Source organism: Pseudomonas sp. LAMO17WK12:I10, from assembly GCF_900215185.1.
Lineage (GTDB): Bacteria > Pseudomonadota > Gammaproteobacteria > Pseudomonadales > Pseudomonadaceae > Aquipseudomonas > Aquipseudomonas chlororaphis.
The window spans coordinates 54,713-72,445 of sequence record NZ_OBDX01000027.1 but is presented as its reverse complement, the minus strand read 5'-3'; the positions used below and the strand labels follow the sequence as shown (position 1 = coordinate 72,445).

The window sequence follows — 17,733 nt, the reverse complement described above, 5'->3', positions numbered from 1 at the left end:
ATAGCGTCGATGCCGGCATTGCGCGACAATGCCGGCCAGTTTCAGGAGTGAGTTATGAGTCAAATCATCGATACGCCGGTCGACGGCACGCTGGATGCCACCGGGCTCAATTGCCCGGAGCCGGTCATGATGCTGCACCAGCATATTCGTGACCTGCAGCCCGGCGGCCTGCTCAAGGTGATCGCCACCGATCCCTCGACCCGCCGCGACATCCCCAAGTTCTGCGTGTTCCTCGACCATGAGCTGGTTGCTCAGCAGGAAGAGGCCGGCACCTATCTGTACTGGATTCGCAAGAAGTCCGGTTAACCCGCCGCCCGGCTGATGCGGATCCGCTTGCGCGCGCTGCGCGCCAGGCGGATCGACAGCATCAGCGCCGCGCAACTCAGGCCGGCGATCAAGCCTTCCCACAGCCCGCTCGGGCCGCTGGCAGGGCCGAACCAGTCAGTCAGCCCCAGCACATAACCCACCGGCAAACCGATGCCCCAGTAGGCGAGCAGCGTCAGGACCATGGTCACCCGAGTGTCCTGGTAGCCACGCAGCGCGCCGGCGCAGATCACCTGGATCGCGTCGGAGAACTGGTAGAGCGCGGCATACACGATCAGCATCGCCGCCACCTGGATCACCGCGGTGTCCGGGGTGTAGATCGAGGCGATGGACTCGCGCAGCAGCAGGATCAGGCTTGCGGAGAACAGGGCGAAGGCCAGCGCCGCGCCCAGGCCGACGCCGGCGGCGAAGCGCGCCTGATGCGGGTTGCCGGCGCCCAGGGCCTGGCCGACCCGCACCGTGACCGCCATGCCCAGGGAATACGGAATCATGAACAGCAGGGAGCTGATGTTGAGGGCGATCTGGTGCCCGGCCACCACCGTGGCGCCGAGGCTGCCGATCAGCAGGGCGATCACCGCGAAGATGCTCGATTCGGCGAACACCGCGATGCCGATCGGCAGGCCGACGCTCAGCAAACGCTTGATCACCGTCCATTGCGGCCAGTCGAAACGCTTGAACAGCTGGCTGCTCTGGTAGGCCGGGGCCCAGCGGGTCCAGCCGGCCATGGCCAGCATCATCGCCCACATCACGATGGCCGTGGCCCAGCCGCAACCGACGCCGCCCATGGCCGGTACGCCGAGGTGGCCATAAATGAACACGTAGTTGATGGGGATGTTCAGGGCCAGGCCGAACAGGCCGATGACCATGCTTGGCCGGGTGCGGCCCAGGGCATCGCTGCAGCAACGCAGCACGTAATACAGCGCCACCGCCGGCAGGCCGCTGGCGATGCCGTGCAGGTATTCCATGCAGGGGCCGATCAGCGTCGGGTCGACCTTCATCAGGTGCAGCACCGGCTCGGCACTCACCAGAATCAGGCTGGCGCTCAGGCCGACCGCCAGGGCCAGCCACAGCGCCTGGCGCACGATCGGGCCGATCTCGCCATAGGTGCCGGCGCCGACCCGTTGGGCCACCTTGGGCGTGGTGGCCAGCAGGGTGCCGGTCATCAACAGGAACACCGGGATCCAGATCGAGTTACCCAGCGCCACCGCCGCCAGGTCCCGTGGGCTGACCCGTCCGGCCATCACCGCATCGACGAAGCCCATGGCCGTGGTCGCCAGTTGCGCGATCATGATCGGCAAGGCCAGGGCCAGCAGACTGCGCAGTTCAAGGCGCACCCGGGCCGGGCGGTTGAGGGAGGTGGCAGGGGTATCGGTCAAGGAATTCACAGGCGAAGCGTCCACAGGGTTGATGCGCAGGGCGGCGTATTCTACGCATTGACGGATGAGTCAGGAAAAAACCTCTGTTGTCGATTTGTAAGTGCTGGCGGCAGTTGACGGAGTGGATTGCTTGCTGGCCCCAAACGGCCTTCTACGCCTAAACTGCGGCTCCGCGAAAGGAGCCTGCCATGCTGATTGTTGCCGACGAAAATATTCCCCTGCTTGATGCCTTTTTTGCCGGCTTCGGCGAGATCCGCCGTTTCCCGGGGCGGGCCATCGACCGCGCCGCCATCGAGGGCGCCGATGTGCTGCTGGTGCGTTCGGTGACCCAGGTCAGCCGCGCCTTGCTCGAAGGTAGCCAGGTGCGGTTTGTCGGGACCTGCACCATTGGCACCGACCATCTGGACCTCGAGTATTTCCAGGAGGCGGGCATCCGCTGGTCCAGTGCGCCGGGCTGTAATGCGCGCGGGGTGGTCGACTATGTGCTGGGCAGCCTGCTGACCCTGGCGGAAATCGAAGGCGCCGACCTGACGCAACGCACCTACGGCGTGGTGGGCGCGGGCGAGGTCGGTGGACGGCTGATCGAGGTGCTGCGCGGCCTGGGCTGGAAGGTCCTGGTCTGCGACCCGCCACGGCAGGTGGCGGAAGGTGGCGACTACGTCAGCCTGGAACAGATCCTCGCCCAGTGCGATGTCATCAGCCTGCATACCCCCTTGACCAAAGCCGGCGAGCTGCCGACCTGGCACCTGCTGGATAAGCAGCGCCTGCGGCAACTGCGCCCCGGCGCCTGGCTGATCAACGCCAGCCGTGGCGCGGTGGTGGATAACACTGCCCTGCGTGAAGTGCTGCTCGAGCGTGAAGACCTGCAAGCGGTGCTGGATGTCTGGGAGGGCGAGCCCCAGGTCGACGTGGCCCTGGCCGACCTGTGCGTGCTGGCCACGCCGCACATCGCCGGTTACAGCCTCGATGGCCGGCAGCGTGGGACGGCGCAGATCTATCAGGCGCTGTGCGATTACCTTGGGCAGCCGCAAGCGATTCATTTGCGCGACCTGCTGCCCCGGCCATGGTTGTCGGAGGTGAGCCTCGATGCCCATAGCGACCCGGCCTGGTCCCTGGCGATGATCTGCCGAGCGGTCTACGACCCGCGGCGCGACGATGCGGATTTCCGCCGCAGCCTGGTGGGCAGCGTGGCCGAGCAGCGCGCGGCCTTCGATGCGTTGCGCAAGAGTTATCCGCCGCGCCGTGAAATCGACGGGTTGGCCGTGCGCATCCAGGGCGAAGCGCCAGGCTTGCAGCAGATCGTCTCGGCCTTGGGCGCGGTGTCGGTTCGTTGATGGCTCGAACCCGGTCGTTTGTGACGGGGCGACAAGGAATCCGGCAGGCATAAAAAACCCGGCTTCAGGGCCGGGTCAAGAGGACGTGAGGCTATGTGTCAATCTTGCTGCGCAGGCTTGACCAGTCGCTTTTCCAGTTCGCGGCAGGCGTTCTGGATCATGTCTTCGGTGATCGGTACTTCGCGACCCTGAGCGTCGATGATGGCGCATCCCAGAGACTGGTCGGGGTGGGTACGAATCACTTCAATCTTGTCATTGCTGCTGTTTTGCAAGGACATGGCCTGTCTCCTCATCAGGTTGTGCGCTTACTTTAAAACCGCCAGGTGACCAAGCTGTGACAACTCCCTGCAAGGTCCCACTACGGCGTTTTCTATCCGGGGAGTCCTCAGTCCAACAGAAATGTCTGTGGACTTCCACTCGGACCTTAGACCAATAGCATCTAGGCTCTAGTGTTGGCGGACATAATTAACCTGACTCATTTTGATTTACCCAAGTTCCAGGAAATGCAGGTTCCAGGAAATGCAGGTTCCAGGAAAATCGGTTCCAGGAAAATCGGTTCCGACAAACAGGGCTCAACCTCATCGCCTTGCTGGATGATGCGGCGGTGAATGGGGCGGGGCCGTTCCCAGGTGTGCTCCCGGATGAACTTCATGCTTTCTTCGCGTCAACGCCGGGCGATACGCCTGGCCAGTCGTTTCATCGCGCCTTATCGCTGGCAGGCCCTGGGGGCGTTGCTGGCGCTGGTGGTGACCGCGGGCATCACCCTGTCCATGGGGCAGGGCATCCGCCTGTTGGTGGACCGGGGCTTCATGACCGGGTCGCCGGATTTGCTCAACCAGTCCATCGGCCTGTTTCTGTTATTGGTGCTGGGGCTGGCGGTGGGGACGTTCGTGCGTTTCTACCTGGTGTCGTGGATTGGCGAGCGTTGCGTCGCGGATATCCGTCGGCAGGTGTTCAATCATCTGATCTACCTGCACCCGGGCTTCTATGAGAACAATCGCAGCTCGGAGATCCAGTCGCGGCTGACCGCCGATACCACCTTGCTGCAATCGGTGATCGGCTCGTCGCTCTCGCTGTTTTTGCGTAATGCGCTGATGGTCATCGGCGGCATCGTGCTGCTGTTTGTCACCAATCCCAAGCTCACCAGCATCGTGGTGATCGCCTTGCCCCTGGTACTGGTGCCGATCCTGATTTTCGGCCGCCGGGTGCGTAGCCTGTCGCGCTTGAGCCAGGACCGTATCGCTGATGTCGGCAGCTACGTGGCGGAAACCCTGGGCCAGATCAAGACCGTCCAGGCCTATAACCACCAGCCCCAGGATGAGCAACGCTTTGCCCAGACGGTGGAAGAGGCATTCAACACCGCCCGGCGGCGTATCGTCCAGCGTGCCTGGCTGATCACCCTGGTGATCGTGCTGGTGCTGGGGGCGGTCGGGGTGATGCTCTGGGTCGGCGGCATGGATGTGATCGCCGGGCGCATTTCCAGTGGCGAGCTGGCGGCCTTTGTCTTCTACAGCCTGATCGTCGGCAGTGCCTTCGGCACCCTGAGCGAGGTGATCGGCGAGCTGCAACGGGCCGCCGGCGCGGCGGAGCGGATTGCCGAGTTGCTGCGTTCGGAAAACCTGATCCAGCCGCCGAGCGACGGCCCGGCCAGCTTGCCTGGGCGGGTGCGGGGCGAGCTGGTGCTGGAGAACTTGCGCTTCTCTTATCCGTCGCGTCCGGACAGTTACGCCGTCGACGGCTTGAGCCTGACTATCCACGAGGGGGAAACCCTGGCGCTGGTCGGGCCGTCGGGGGCGGGCAAGTCGACCCTCTACGATTTGCTGCTGCGCTTCTACGACCCGGAGCAGGGGCGCATCCTGCTCGATGGCGTGCCCCTGACCCAGCTCGACCCGCAGGATGTGCGGCGCTGTTTTGCCCTGGTGTCGCAAAGCCCGGCGCTGTTCTTCGGCAGCATCGAGGAGAACATTCGTTATGGCAAACCCTCGGCCACCCCGGAGCAGGTCAGGGAGGCGGCAAGGATCGCCTACGCCCATGACTTCATCGAGAACATGCCCGAGGGGTACCGGACCCATCTTGGCGATGCGGGGCTGGGACTTTCCGGCGGCCAGCGCCAGCGCCTGGCGATTGCCCGGGCCCTGCTGGTGGATGCGCCGATCCTGTTGCTGGATGAAGCCACCAGCGCCCTGGATGCCCAGAGCGAGCATTTGATCCAGCAAGCCTTGCCGAGCCTGATGAAGAATCGCACCACCCTGGTGATCGCCCATCGCCTGGCCACGGTGAAAAACGCCGACCGCATCGCGGTGATGGATCAGGGCCGGCTGGTAGCGGTGGGCACCCATCAGGAGCTGATCGCCAGCAATCCACTGTATGCGCGCCTGGCGGCCTTGCAGTTCAGCGATGGCCAGTCTGTGTCCTGACCTTGCGCTGGAAACGAAAATGCCCGCATCGCTGCGGGCATTTTTTATGAGGCGTTATCGCTTACTGATCGTCGAAATACCGCTCATGCCAATCCACCAGTGGCTGTGGCGAATTGAGCTTCTGGCCGTAGATTACCGAATAGGACAGCACGTTCTGCACGTACTGGCGGGTTTCGTCGAACGGAATACTCTCCACCCAGACGTCGAAGCTCAGGTGGTCGGCGCCACGGAGCCATTGGCGCACGCGTCCGGGGCCGGCGTTGTAGGCGGCGGAGGCGAGCACCCGGTTGCCGTTGAACTGGCTGTGTACCTGGCTCAGGTAGGCGGCGCCGAGCTGGATGTTCTTGTCCGGGTTCAGCACTTGCTGCGGCGAGGCCAGCGGGATGCTGAACTTGCGTGCGGTTTCCTTCGCGGTGCCGGGCATCAGTTGCATCAGGCCGGCCGCGCCGACGCCCGAACGAGCGTCGTCCATGAACGCGCTTTCCTGGCGGGTGATCGCGAAGATCCAGCTCGAGTGCAGGCCACGGACCTTGGCTTCGCGCACCAGGGTGTCGCGGTGGGCCATCGGGAAACGGATGTCCAGGTCGTCCCAGTACTTCGCCTGGCTGATGGTGCGAATGGCCGGGAAGTACCATTTCAGGTCATAGGCCAGCTTGGCCTGGGCGACCATTTCGTCACGGTTGAAATGACGGCTGACGTGGTACCACTCACGCCGGCCATCGACGATCTGGCCACGGGCATGAAACTCCAGGGCGCGCCGCACGCCGGGCGTATTGCGCACCTTGTTGATCACTTGCTGGCTGAGCACCAGCGGTTTGTTGTTCAGCTGATAAGGCAACTGGGTACGGTCGGCCGCGAGGAAACCATAGAAATCGCGCTCGTTGGCCAAGCCTTTGTAGAGGGTCTGGGCCTGAGGGTTCTGCGGTTGGGCCAGTTCCAGGCTGCGCGCTTGCCAGTAGCGCCAGCGGTTGGTGGTCGCCAGGTCCTGGGGCAGCTTGCGGGTCAGCTGGTAGGCGTCTTCCCAGCGAGCTAGGCGCAACAGCAGGCGCAGGCGCCATTCGGAAACCGTGTTGTCGCGCAGCTCGGGATCGTATTTGGTCATCACTTCAAGGCCACGGCTGTCGAAGCGCCGCGCCAGGGTCAGGCCGATTTCCCGGGCGATCGCCACTTTTTCGTCACGGGAGAAGTGCATGCTGCTGGCATAACCGTCGAGCAGGGCCATGGCCCTGTCCGGATCCTGGCGGGCCAGGCGGCGCAGACCCAGGCCAACCACGTCGGACATGGCTTCGCTGGCCGGAGTGAAGCGCGACGGCTGGCTGAGCAGCTCGGGCTTCTGGGCAACGTCTACTAGCAGCCGGCCCTGAGGGGCGAGGGTGGTCATGCTTTTGACTAGGCTATTGGCCAGCGGATAGTTGCGGGCCTCGGCGGCCAGCTTGGCGCGCTGCCAGCGCTTCTGTTCGGTCAACTGGCCTTCGGCAGCCCACTGGGCGAACAGCGCGTCGCAGGTGGCGGGCAGGGATTTGCCGCTGAGCCAGAGCTTGTCGGTGGCGGCGTAACCTTCGGCCTTGAGGTTGTGGCCCAGCTGGTATTGCGCGTTCAGGCAATCCAGCTCGGTGAAGTTGAGCTTGGGGTCGTAATACTTGACGAAGGTAGTCCAGTCGCCGCGTTCGGCCAGCCAACGCAACCAGCGCAGTTTCATCCAGTTGGCCTGGGGCAGGTCGCCGTGTTCACGGAGAAACTTTTCGATCTCGGCGTTGCTGGCGGTCTTTAGCCGGGCGGTCAGTTCGTCATAGGCCAGATAGGGCTCGAGCGGGTAGTCGGCCAGGACCTGGCTGTAGCGGAAATACGGGCCGGAGTCGCCCTTGGCCAGGGCGCGCTTGGCTTCATCGTAATATTGACGCTGGAGTGAGAGGTCTGCGGCCTGAGCGGTGTGCACGGCAGAGGCAGAAAGAAGCAGGCAGGACAAAAGACTGAAAAGGCGACTGCGCATGAGACATCCGGGCAGAGAAATCATGACAAGTGCCGACAATGCCAACACTGATTATTCCCTAGCTTAGCCTTTTGCCAGCAGCGGGTGAAAGCTTTGCCGGCCTCTTGTCGCCAGTTCGCTGCAAATGTTGTTCAGGGTGCTTCAGGAATGAAAATGCCGGCCTTCTGAGGCCTCAACTCAGGTAGAATGCGCGCCCGGTTTTTGGAGAAGCTCATGACCCTGCTCAAATTCAGCGATGTGTCCCTTGCGTTCGGCGCTATGCCGTTGTTGGACAAGGTGTCCTGGCAGATCGCCCGTGGTGAGCGGGTGTGCATCATCGGCCGTAACGGCACTGGCAAATCCAGCATGCTGAAGCTGGTCAAGGGCGATCAGAAGCCCGACGACGGTTCCGTATGGCGCGCGCCCGGTCTGAAAATCGGCGAATTGCCGCAGGAATTGCCAGTGGCCGACGAGCGGACGGTGTTCGACGTGGTCGCCCAGGGCCTCGATGGCGTTGGCGAATTGCTGGCGCAGTATCACCACCTGAGCCAGAACATCGTCACCGATGCCGATCTGGAAAAGCTCATGCACGTCCAGCACGACCTCGAAGCCCGTGACGGCTGGCGCTTGCAGACCCTGGTGGACAGCACCCTGAGCCGCTTGCAGTTGCCGGCCGACAAGACCCTCGCCGAGTTGTCCGGTGGCTGGCGTCGTCGGGTCCTGCTGGCCCAGGCCCTGGTGTCCGAACCGGACCTGCTGCTGCTCGACGAACCGACCAACCACCTGGATATCGGCGCCATCGCCTGGCTGGAAGAAGCCCTGAAGGACTTCCAGGGCGCCGTCCTCTTTATTACCCACGACCGTTCCTTCCTGCAGAACCTGGCGACCCGGATTCTCGAGCTGGACCGTGGTGGGCTGATCGACTGGAACGGCGATTACGCCAGCTTCCTGGTGCACAAGGAGGCCGTGCTGGCAGCCGAAGAGACGGCCAACGCGCTGTTCGACAAGCGCCTGGCCCAGGAAGAAGTTTGGATTCGCCAAGGCATCAAGGCCCGCCGTACCCGTAACGAAGGCCGCGTGCGTGCCCTCAAGGCCCTGCGTGTCGAGCGCAGCGAGCGTCGCGAGCGTACCGGCAAGGCCAATATCCAGCTGGAAACCGCCGACAAGTCCGGCAAGCAGGTCATGGTGCTTGAAGACGTGAGCTTCGCTCATCCGGGCGGTCCGTTCCTGGTCAAGAATTTCTCCATGGTCTTGCAGCGCGGCGACCGTATCGGCCTGCTCGGCGCCAACGGTACCGGCAAGACCACGCTGCTCAAACTGATGCTGGGCGGCCTGGTGCCGAGCAGCGGCAAGGTCGAGGAGGGCACGCGTATCGACGTGGCCTACTTCGACCAACTGCGTCACCAGCTGGACCTGGAAAAGACCGTGATCGACAACGTCGCCGAAGGTCGCGACTTTATCGATATCGATGGCCAGAGCCGCCACGTGCTCAGTTACCTGGGGGATTTCCTGTTCAGCCCGCAGCGTGCCCGCACGCCGGTCAAGGCGCTGTCCGGTGGCGAGCGTGCTCGCTTATTGCTGGCCAAGCTGTTCAGCAAACCGGCCAACCTGCTGGTGCTCGACGAACCGACCAACGACCTGGACGTGGAAACCCTCGAGCTGCTGGAAGAAGTGCTGCTGACTTTCCAGGGCACCGTGCTGATGGTCAGCCACGACCGGGCATTCCTCGATAACGTGGTCACCAGCACCCTGGTGTTCGAAGGCGAAGGCAAGGTTCGCGAATACGTCGGTGGTTATCAGGATTGGTTGCGCCAAGGCGGTTCGCCACGCCTGCTGGGCGTGACCGAGAACAAGTCGGGCAAGGCCGAGCTGAACTCGGCGGTGGTTGCGCCTGTGGCGGCGGCACCTGCCGCGGCACAGGAAGCGCCTGCGGCCAAGAAGAAGCTCAGCTACAAGTTGCAGCGCGAGCTCGAGGCGTTGCCTGGCCAGATCGAAGCCATGGAGCAGCAGATCGCCACCGTGGAAGCGGAAATGGCCGACGCTGGCTTCTATCAGCGTCCTGCGGCCGAGACCACGGCGGTCATCGCCCAGTTGGAACAGCTCAATGCTGAACTGGATGTGATGGTCGAACGTTGGGCCGAGCTGGATGCCTGAGTGACCTGGCGGCAATAAAAAAGCCCGACATTCATGTCGGGCTTTTTGCAGGGCCGGTGCGGGCGGAGAATTCCGCCGGCGGGCTCAGCGTTTGACCAGGTGCACGGCCAGCACGTCGCAAGGGGCGCCGTGCAGCACGTCGTTGGCGGTCGAGCCCAGCAGCAGCGCCAGGCCGTGCCGGCCATGGCTGCCGACCACGATCAGGTCGCATTCCTGTTCTTTGGCCAGATGATGGATTTCCTGGCGTGGCTGGCCATAGGTCAGGTGGCTGTATTCCTTGGACAGCTCAGGGTATTTGGTGATGAGGCGATCGAGGCGTTCCTTGGCCTGGTCGAACTGCTGCTGTTGCAATTGGGACAGGTCCATTGGTACGTCGCCGCCGAACGCCATGGCCATCGGCTCGACGATATGCACCAGGGACAATTTGGCGCTGTTGCTGACCGACAGCTCGCGAGCCCGGTGGATAACAGGATCGCACTCTTCGGTTAGATCTACGGCGACCAGAATATGGTGGTAGGGCATGAGGTGCTCCTCCTGAGGATTGCAATAGCTTCAAGTATGGCTGGTTTCAAGCGGATTGGTTCCGACCTGGATCAATCGGCTCATCAAGAATCGGGAGTACAGATATGACGGTCTGGATAGTGGTGTCAATCCTCGCGGTGGTGTTGAGCCCGCTGGCATGGCTGCGCCCGTCGCGCCGCCAGAGCGGGCAGATCGCCCTGCGCATGGAGGCGCGCCGCATGGGCCTGGGCATGCAACTGGCACCTCAGGAGTGGCCGCACTGGATGGATCCGCAGCCTCCAAGCCCCTGTGCGCAATACCATCGGCCGCGGCGCGGCACACAACCGGCCTGCTGGGCCTACTGGCAAAGTGCGCCGGGCGTGTGGGTCAACCAATGGCGGGAAGTCTGTGCGGATCCTGCCTTGCTCGAGCACTTTCGCACGCTGCCGGCCAACGTGTTCAAGGTCGAGGCCGACCGGCAGATGATCGTCTTGTATTGGGGCGAACGTGGCGAAGCCAGTGTTTTGCAAGACATTGCCGCAGTGCTCAAGGCGCTGGCGTGAAGCATGACCTGCGCTGCAGTGGCACAGGTTATTGAAAAGCAGGCAATAAAAAGCCCGACAAGGTCGGGCTGGGTTGGCCAGGCAGGCCGGTAAATCCTTTCTGATCCCCTGGTTCTGAGCGGCGGGGATGAGAGTTGTCGCTGATCTTACGCCTGGTTTTCGGCCAGGCATCCATATTTTTGCTCCAGGATTGTGCCAGCGTAGCCGCGAATCGGTTATGGGGGCCACGCATTAGGGCGACTTTTCTAAAGATTGATTCTATGAATGTCCTCAGATGAGCAGGCTTGTTGATGGTGCGTGCCCGTCTGGAATGACTAAGAAGTCGCGTTTTAAACAACCTTTTGGGCGATTGACAATTGTCGGATTTTGCCTGAATGTGGCGTACCCAAATCAAACGGGCGTATGAATTGAGCGTTTGTATTACCAGACGGCTCTTCCAGAATCCCGACTATCGCGTTGGCGGGTGTGCCTGGCGGATTGGCGTAGCATCGATGGAAACGTCGCTGCCGAGTCAGAAGTTAGCGTCCGACGTGTACTGTTCAGCTTCCATATCGTGGAGATCAGTTGATGATTTACGAAGGTAAAGCCATCACGGTTAAGGCTCTTGAAAGTGGCATCGTCGAATTGAATTTCGACCTCAAGGGTGAGTCCGTCAACAAGTTCAACCGTCTTACCCTGAACGAATTGCGTTCGGCCGTAGACGCCATCAAGGCAGATGCGTCGGTCAAGGGTGTGATCGTCAGCAGTGGCAAGGACGTCTTCATCGTCGGCGCCGACATCACCGAATTTGTCGACAACTTCAAGCTGCCGGATGCAGAGCTTGTCGCAGGCAACCTCGAAGCCAACAAGATTTTCAGCGATTTCGAAGACCTCAACGTTCCGACCGTTGCCGCGATCAATGGCATCGCGCTGGGCGGCGGTCTGGAAATGTGCCTGGCAGCTGACTATCGAGTCATGTCCTCCAGCGCCAAGATCGGCCTGCCGGAAGTCAAGCTGGGCATCTACCCGGGCTTCGGCGGTACCGTTCGCCTGCCACGCATCATCGGTGCCGACAACGCCATCGAATGGATTGCCGCCGGCAAGGAAAACCGTGCTGAAGACGCACTGAAAGTCGGTGCGGTCGACGCTGTCGTCGCTCCGGAAAAACTGCATGAAGCGGCCCTGGCCACCGTCAAGCGCGCCATCTCCGGCGAGTTCGACTACAAGGCCAAGCGTCAGCCGAAGCTGGAAAAGCTCAAGCTCAACGCCATCGAACAGATGATGTCCTTCGAAACCGCCAAGGGTTTTGTCGCCGGCCAGGCTGGCCCGAACTACCCGGCGCCGGTCGAAGCCATCAAGACCATCCAGAAAGCCGCCAACTTCGGTCGTGACAAGGCGCTGGAAGTCGAGGCAACAGGCTTCGTCAAACTGGCCAAGACCTCTGCTGCGCAGAGCCTGATCGGCCTGTTCCTGAATGACCAGGAACTGAAGAAAAAGGCCAAGGCCTACGACGAAATCGCCCAGGACGTGAAGCAGGCCGCCGTACTCGGCGCCGGCATCATGGGTGGCGGTATCGCCTACCAGTCGGCGTCCAAAGGCACGCCGATCCTGATGAAAGACATCAACGAACACGGTATCGAGCAAGGCCTGGCGGAAGCCGCCAAGTTGCTGGTCGGCCGTGTCGATAAGGGGCGCATGACCGCGGCGAAGATGGCCGAAGTGCTCAACGGCATTCGCCCAACGCTGTCCTACGGTGACTTCGGCCACGTCGACCTGGTGGTCGAAGCGGTCGTCGAGAACCCTAAGGTCAAGCAAGCGGTTCTGGCCGAAGTCGAAGACCAGGTCAAGGAGGACACTATCCTCGCTTCGAACACCTCGACCATTTCCATCAGCCTGCTGGCCAAGGCCCTCAAGCGTCCGGAAAACTTCGTCGGCATGCACTTCTTCAACCCGGTGCACATGATGCCGCTGGTCGAAGTCATCCGTGGCGAGAAGTCCAGCGAGCTGGCCGTGGCCACCACCGTTGCCTACGCCAAGAAAATGGGCAAGAACCCGATCGTGGTCAACGACTGCCCGGGCTTCCTGGTCAACCGCGTGCTGTTTCCGTACTTCGGCGGTTTCGCCAAGCTGGTCAGCGCCGGCGTGGACTTCGTGCGCATCGACAAGGTCATGGAAAAATTCGGCTGGCCGATGGGCCCGGCGTACCTGATGGACGTGGTCGGTATCGACACCGGTCACCACGGTCGTGACGTGATGGCCGAAGGTTTCCCCGATCGCATGAAAGACGACCGCCGTTCGGCTATCGATGTGCTCTACGAAGCCAAGCGCCTGGGTCAGAAGAACGGCAAGGGTTTCTACGCCTACGAGGCCGACAAGAAAGGCAAGCAGAAGAAAGTGGCCGACCCGTCGGTGCTGGAAGTGCTCAAGCCTATCGTGTACGAGCAGCGTGAAGTCACTGACGAGGATATCGTCAACTGGATGATGATCCCGCTGTGCCTGGAAACCGTTCGTTGCCTGGAAGACGGCATCGTCGAAACCGCGGCCGAAGCCGACATGGGCCTGGTGTACGGTATTGGTTTCCCTCCATTCCGTGGCGGCGCGCTGCGCTACATCGACTCGATCGGTGTTGCCGAGTTCGTTGCCCTGGCCGACCAGTACGCCGATCTGGGCGCGCTGTACCACCCGACCGCGAAGCTGCGCGAGATGGCCAAGAACGGCCAGAGCTTCTTCGGTTAAGCGCCCCCTACTAGAGCGAGAGTGAATATATGAGCTTGAATCCTAGAGACGTCGTGATTGTCGACTTCGGTCGTACTCCGATGGGCCGCTCCAAGGGCGGCATGCACCGCAACACCCGCGCCGAAGACATGTCGGCGCACCTGATCAGCAAATTGCTGGAACGCAACGCCAAGGTCGATCCGGCGGAAGTCGAAGACGTGATCTGGGGCTGTGTGAACCAGACCCTGGAGCAGGGCTGGAACATCGCGCGCATGGCGTCGCTGATGACCCAGATCCCGCACACCTCGGCCGGCCAGACCGTCAGCCGACTGTGTGGCTCGTCGATGAGCGCGCTGCACACCGCCGCCCAGGCGATCATGACCGGCAACGGTGACGTCTTCGTGGTGGGTGGCGTCGAGCATATGGGCCACGTGAGCATGATGCATGGCGTCGACCCGAACCCGCACATGTCCCTGTACGCGGCGAAAGCCTCGGGCATGATGGGCCTGACCGCCGAGATGCTCGGCAAGATGCACGGCATTACCCGTGAGCAACAGGATGCCTTCGGCCTGCGCTCCCACCAACTCGCCCACAAGGCGACCGTGGAAGGCAAGTTCAAGGACGAAATCATCCCGATGCAGGGTTACGACGAGAACGGTTTCCTGAAACTGTTCGACTACGACGAGACCATTCGTCCCGAGACCACCCTGGAAAGCCTGGCGGCCCTCAAGCCGGCCTTCAATCCAAAGGGCGGCACCGTGACGGCCGGTACTTCGTCGCAGATCACCGACGGTGCTTCGTGCATGATCGTGATGTCGGCGCAGCGTGCCCAGGACCTGGGCATCCAGCCGCTGGCGGTGATCCGCTCGATGGCGGTGGCGGGTGTGGATCCGGCGATCATGGGCTATGGTCCAGTACCGGCCACGCAGAAAGCACTGAAGCGCGCGGGCCTGGGAATTGCCGATATCGACTTCTTCGAGCTCAACGAAGCTTTCGCGGCGCAGGCTCTGCCGGTGCTGAAAGATTTGAAAGTGCTCGACAAGATGAACGAGAAGGTTAACCTGCACGGCGGCGCGATCGCCCTGGGTCACCCGTTCGGCTGTTCCGGTGCGCGTATCTCCGGCACCTTGCTCAATGTCATGAAGCAGAATGGCGGCACCTTTGGCGTGTCCACCATGTGCATTGGCCTTGGCCAGGGCATTGCCACCGTCTTCGAACGCGTTTAAGCGTTGCGTTGATGGAAGCCGGGGCCCAGTGCCCCGGTTTTTGTTTTTCTGAAGATTTATATTTTTTATTTTGCACGAGGGCCAGAACATGCAATTACAACCCGGGCTCTATCAGCATTACAAGGGACCGCAGTACCGCGTTTTCAGCGTGGCGCGGCATTCCGAGACGGAAGAGGAAGTAGTGTTCTATCAAGCCCTGTATGGCGATTACGGCTTTTGGGTGCGCCCCTTGAGCATGTTCCTGGAGTCGGTCGAGGTTGACGGCGAGCAGGTGCCACGCTTTGCTTTGGTGCAGGCCGAACCCAGTCTTTTTTCGCAGCCTTAAGCTGAGGTCGCGCAGAACCCTGCGCTTGACCTCACCTTGTTGCCACTATATATAGCGGTGCCGCGTCAGGCGCCAACCGCCTCTCACTTCTCGAATTCAGGAATTTTCCGATCCATGGGCAAATCGCTGGTCATTGTGGAATCCCCGGCTAAGGCCAAGACCATCAACAAGTACTTGGGTAACCAATACGTGGTGAAGTCGAGTATCGGCCATATCCGAGACCTGCCCACCAGTGGTTCGGCGAGCGCCGCCAAAGAGCCTGCCGCCAAGCGTGGCAAGGCGGCTGCTGGTGAAGCACCGGCGCTGTCGGCCAAGGAGAAGGCGCGCAAGCAGCTGGTCTCGCGCATGGGAGTCGATCCGGACCACGGCTGGAAAGCCAAGTACGAGATCCTTCCTGGCAAGGAAAAAGTCATCGAAGAGCTGCGCCGGCTCGCCAAGGATGCCGACACCATCTATCTCGCAACGGACTTGGACCGCGAAGGGGAGGCCATTGCCTGGCACCTGCGGGAAGCCATTGGTGGGGATGACAGCCGCTACAAGCGCGTGGTGTTCAACGAAATCACCAAGAAGGCGATCCAGGAAGCCTTCTCCCAGCCGGGCGAGCTGGATATCGATCGGGTCAACGCCCAGCAGGCGCGTCGCTTCCTCGACCGCGTGGTGGGTTACATGGTTTCGCCGTTGCTGTGGGCCAAAATCGCCCGTGGCCTGTCTGCCGGTCGTGTGCAATCGGTGGCGGTGAAGCTGGTGGTGGAGCGCGAGCGCGAAATTCGTGCCTTCATCCCTGAAGAGTACTGGGAAGTTCATGCCGACCTCGGCACCGCCAAGGGCGCCAATGTGCGCTTCGAAGTGGCGCGGGAAAACGGCGAGGCCTTCAAGCCGCTGAACGAAGCCCAGGCCATGGCGGCACTGGAGAAGCTCAAGGCGTCGACCTACACCATCGCCAAGCGCGAAGACAAACCGACCAGCAGCAAGCCGTCGGCCCCGTTCATTACGTCCACCCTGCAGCAGGCCGCGAGCAACCGCCTGGGCTTCGGGGTGAAGAAAACCATGATGATGGCCCAGCGTCTGTATGAAGCCGGCTACATCACTTATATGCGTACCGACTCGACCAACCTCTCGGCTGATGCCCTGACGATGGCGCGGACCTATATCGAAGAAGAGTTCGGCAACAAATACCTGCCGTCCTCGCCGAACTTCTACAGCAGCAAGGAAGGGGCCCAGGAGGCGCACGAAGCGATTCGTCCGTCCGATGTGAATACCCATCCAAGCAAGCTGTCGGGCATGGAACGTGACGCCGAGCGCCTCTACGAGCTGATCTGGCGCCAGTTCGTGGCCTGCCAGATGCTGCCGGCGCAATACCTGTCGACCACCGTCAGCGTCGCCGCTGGTGGCTTCGAGCTGCGAGCCAAGGGTCGTATCCTCAAGTTCGACGGCTATACCCGTGTCATGCCGCAGATGAGCAAGCCGGGCGACGACGATGTCCTGCCGGACATGGCGCAGGGCGATGTGCTGAAGCTGATCAAGCTCGACCCGAGCCAGCACTTCACCAAGCCGCCGGCGCGTTACTCCGAGGCCAGCCTGGTCAAGGAAATGGAAAAGCGTGGCATCGGTCGTCCTTCGACCTACGCGGCGATCATTTCCACGATTCAGGACCGTGGCTACGTGGCGCTGCACAACCGTCGTTTCTATTCGGAAAAGATGGGCGACATCGTCACCGAGCGTCTGTCCGAGAGCTTCTCCAACCTGATGGACTACGGCTTCACCGCCGGTATGGAAGAGCACCTCGATGATGTGGCCCAGGGCGAGCGCGACTGGAAAAACGTCCTCGACGAGTTCTACGGCGACTTCAAGAAGAAGCTCGAAGTGGCCGAAGGCAGCGACAGCGGTATGCGCGCCAACCAGCCGGTGATGACCGATATCCCATGCCTCACCTGTGGTCGCCCGATGCAGATTCGCACCGCGTCGACTGGTGTATTCCTCGGTTGTTCGGGTTACAGCCTGCCGCCGAAAGAACGCTGCAAGGCTACCGTCAACCTGGTGCCGGGCGATGAGATCGCCGCGGACGACGAGGGTGAATCCGAATCGCTGGTACTGCGCGGCAAGCACCGTTGCCCGATCTGCAGTACGGCGATGGACGCCTATCTGCTGGACGAGAAACGCAAGCTGCACATCTGTGGTAACAACCCGGATTGCGCGGGCTATGAGATCGAAGAGGGCAGCTACCGCATCAAGGGCTACGAAGGTCCGAGCCTGGAATGCGACAAGTGCGGCAGTGAGATGCAGCTCAAGACCGGCCGTTTCGGCAAGTTCTTCGGGTGCACCAATCCGACCTGCAAGAACACCCGCAAGCTGCTCAAGAGCGGTGACGCGGCACCACCGAAGATGGATCCGGTGAAGATGCCCGAGCTGAAATGCGAGAAGGTCAACGACACCTACATCCTGCGCGACGGGGCATCGGGTCTGTTCCTGGCGGCCAGCCAGTTCCCGAAAAACCGTGAAACCCGCGCACCGCTGGTGCTCGAGCTGATCCCGCACAAGGACGAGATCGATCCGAAGTATCACTTCCTCTGCGAAGCGCCGAAGAAGGACCCGGACGGTCGCCCGGCGGTGATCCGCTACAGCCGCAAGACCAAGGAGCAGTACGTGCAGACCGAAGTCGACGGCAAGCCGACCGGCTGGCGTGCGTTCTACGACGGCGGTAGCTGGAAAGTCGAAGACAAGCGTTAAAGTCCGCATCGGACGCTTCTGAAAAGGCCGCGTAAACCTCTCAAGGGTACGCGGCCTTTCTTTTGGGCTTGCGGTGGGCTGGAGTGTTCCACGACACTGTACGGCCAGCCTGCTGTTATCTAT

Annotated in this window: 13 protein-coding genes; 9 read left to right on the top strand and 4 right to left on the bottom strand. The window is 61.8% G+C overall.

Annotated features, from left to right (window positions below; all coding sequences use genetic code 11):
• Nucleotides 1–54: 54 nt before the first annotated feature.
• A complete protein-coding gene (gene tusA, locus CRO75_RS25050; RefSeq protein ID WP_007921329.1) occupies nucleotides 55–306 on the top strand; it encodes a sulfurtransferase TusA in 252 nt (83 codons plus the stop codon).
• Here tusA and CRO75_RS25045 read toward each other — a convergent pair.
• Complete coding sequence (locus CRO75_RS25045) at nucleotides 303–1,709, bottom strand: MATE family efflux transporter (protein WP_097138910.1); 1,407 nt, start codon at nucleotides 1,707–1,709, stop codon at nucleotides 303–305. The genes tusA and CRO75_RS25045 overlap by 4 nt on opposite strands.
• A 179-nt stretch (nucleotides 1,710–1,888) precedes the next feature.
• Between CRO75_RS25045 and pdxB the strand changes: the two genes are divergently transcribed.
• Nucleotides 1,889–3,034 (top strand): 4-phosphoerythronate dehydrogenase PdxB, encoded by a 1,146-nt coding sequence (gene pdxB / locus CRO75_RS25040; protein WP_097138908.1) that lies wholly within the window; start codon nucleotides 1,889–1,891, stop codon nucleotides 3,032–3,034.
• Between the two features lie 98 nt (nucleotides 3,035–3,132).
• Here pdxB and CRO75_RS25035 read toward each other — a convergent pair whose 3' ends face one another.
• Nucleotides 3,133–3,312 (bottom strand): PA1571 family protein, encoded by a 180-nt coding sequence (locus CRO75_RS25035; RefSeq protein WP_007921326.1) that lies wholly within the window; start codon nucleotides 3,310–3,312, stop codon nucleotides 3,133–3,135.
• 363 nt (nucleotides 3,313–3,675) lie between these two features.
• Here CRO75_RS25035 and CRO75_RS25030 point away from each other — a divergent pair, with 363 nt between their 5' ends.
• Nucleotides 3,676–5,451 carry an ABC transporter transmembrane domain-containing protein gene (locus CRO75_RS25030; protein WP_177409787.1) on the top strand — a complete coding sequence of 592 codons (1,776 nt, stop codon included), beginning with the start codon at nucleotides 3,676–3,678 and terminating at the stop codon, nucleotides 5,449–5,451.
• Between the two features lie 61 nt (nucleotides 5,452–5,512).
• Here the strand turns inward: CRO75_RS25030 and CRO75_RS25025 are convergent, their stop codons facing one another.
• Nucleotides 5,513–7,441, bottom strand: coding sequence for a transglycosylase SLT domain-containing protein (locus CRO75_RS25025; RefSeq protein WP_097138907.1), 1,929 nt, complete (start codon nucleotides 7,439–7,441; stop codon nucleotides 5,513–5,515).
• Nucleotides 7,442–7,654: 213 nt separating this feature from the next.
• Between CRO75_RS25025 and CRO75_RS25020 the strand changes: the two genes are divergently transcribed.
• Complete coding sequence (locus CRO75_RS25020; RefSeq protein WP_007921321.1) at nucleotides 7,655–9,574, top strand: ATP-binding cassette domain-containing protein; 1,920 nt, start codon at nucleotides 7,655–7,657, stop codon at nucleotides 9,572–9,574.
• Between the two features lie 84 nt (nucleotides 9,575–9,658).
• Here the strand turns inward: CRO75_RS25020 and CRO75_RS25015 are convergent, their stop codons facing one another.
• Nucleotides 9,659–10,096: a universal stress protein gene (locus CRO75_RS25015; protein WP_007921319.1), complete on the bottom strand. Its 438-nt coding sequence runs from the start codon at nucleotides 10,094–10,096 to the stop codon at nucleotides 9,659–9,661.
• 104 nt (nucleotides 10,097–10,200) lie between these two features.
• On the opposite strand from CRO75_RS25015, the gene CRO75_RS25010 reads away from it, so the two are divergent.
• The 5 genes from CRO75_RS25010 (at nucleotide 10,201) to topA (ending at nucleotide 17,610) form a co-directional block, all read left to right on the top strand.
• Nucleotides 10,201–10,638 (top strand): hypothetical protein, encoded by a 438-nt coding sequence (locus CRO75_RS25010; protein ID WP_037004577.1) that lies wholly within the window; start codon nucleotides 10,201–10,203, stop codon nucleotides 10,636–10,638.
• A gap of 567 nt (nucleotides 10,639–11,205) precedes the next feature.
• Nucleotides 11,206–13,353, top strand: coding sequence for a fatty acid oxidation complex subunit alpha FadB (fadB, locus tag CRO75_RS25000; RefSeq protein ID WP_009042975.1), 2,148 nt, complete (start codon nucleotides 11,206–11,208; stop codon nucleotides 13,351–13,353).
• Nucleotides 13,354–13,382: 29 nt separating this feature from the next.
• Nucleotides 13,383–14,558, top strand: coding sequence for an acetyl-CoA C-acyltransferase FadA (gene fadA / locus CRO75_RS24995; RefSeq protein WP_007921313.1), 1,176 nt, complete (start codon nucleotides 13,383–13,385; stop codon nucleotides 14,556–14,558).
• Between the two features lie 88 nt (nucleotides 14,559–14,646).
• Complete coding sequence (locus CRO75_RS24990) at nucleotides 14,647–14,883, top strand: DUF1653 domain-containing protein (RefSeq protein WP_007921312.1); 237 nt, start codon at nucleotides 14,647–14,649, stop codon at nucleotides 14,881–14,883.
• Between the two features lie 114 nt (nucleotides 14,884–14,997).
• Nucleotides 14,998–17,610 (top strand): type I DNA topoisomerase, encoded by a 2,613-nt coding sequence (topA, locus tag CRO75_RS24985; protein ID WP_007921310.1) that lies wholly within the window; start codon nucleotides 14,998–15,000, stop codon nucleotides 17,608–17,610.
• Nucleotides 17,611–17,733: the final 123 nt, after the last annotated feature.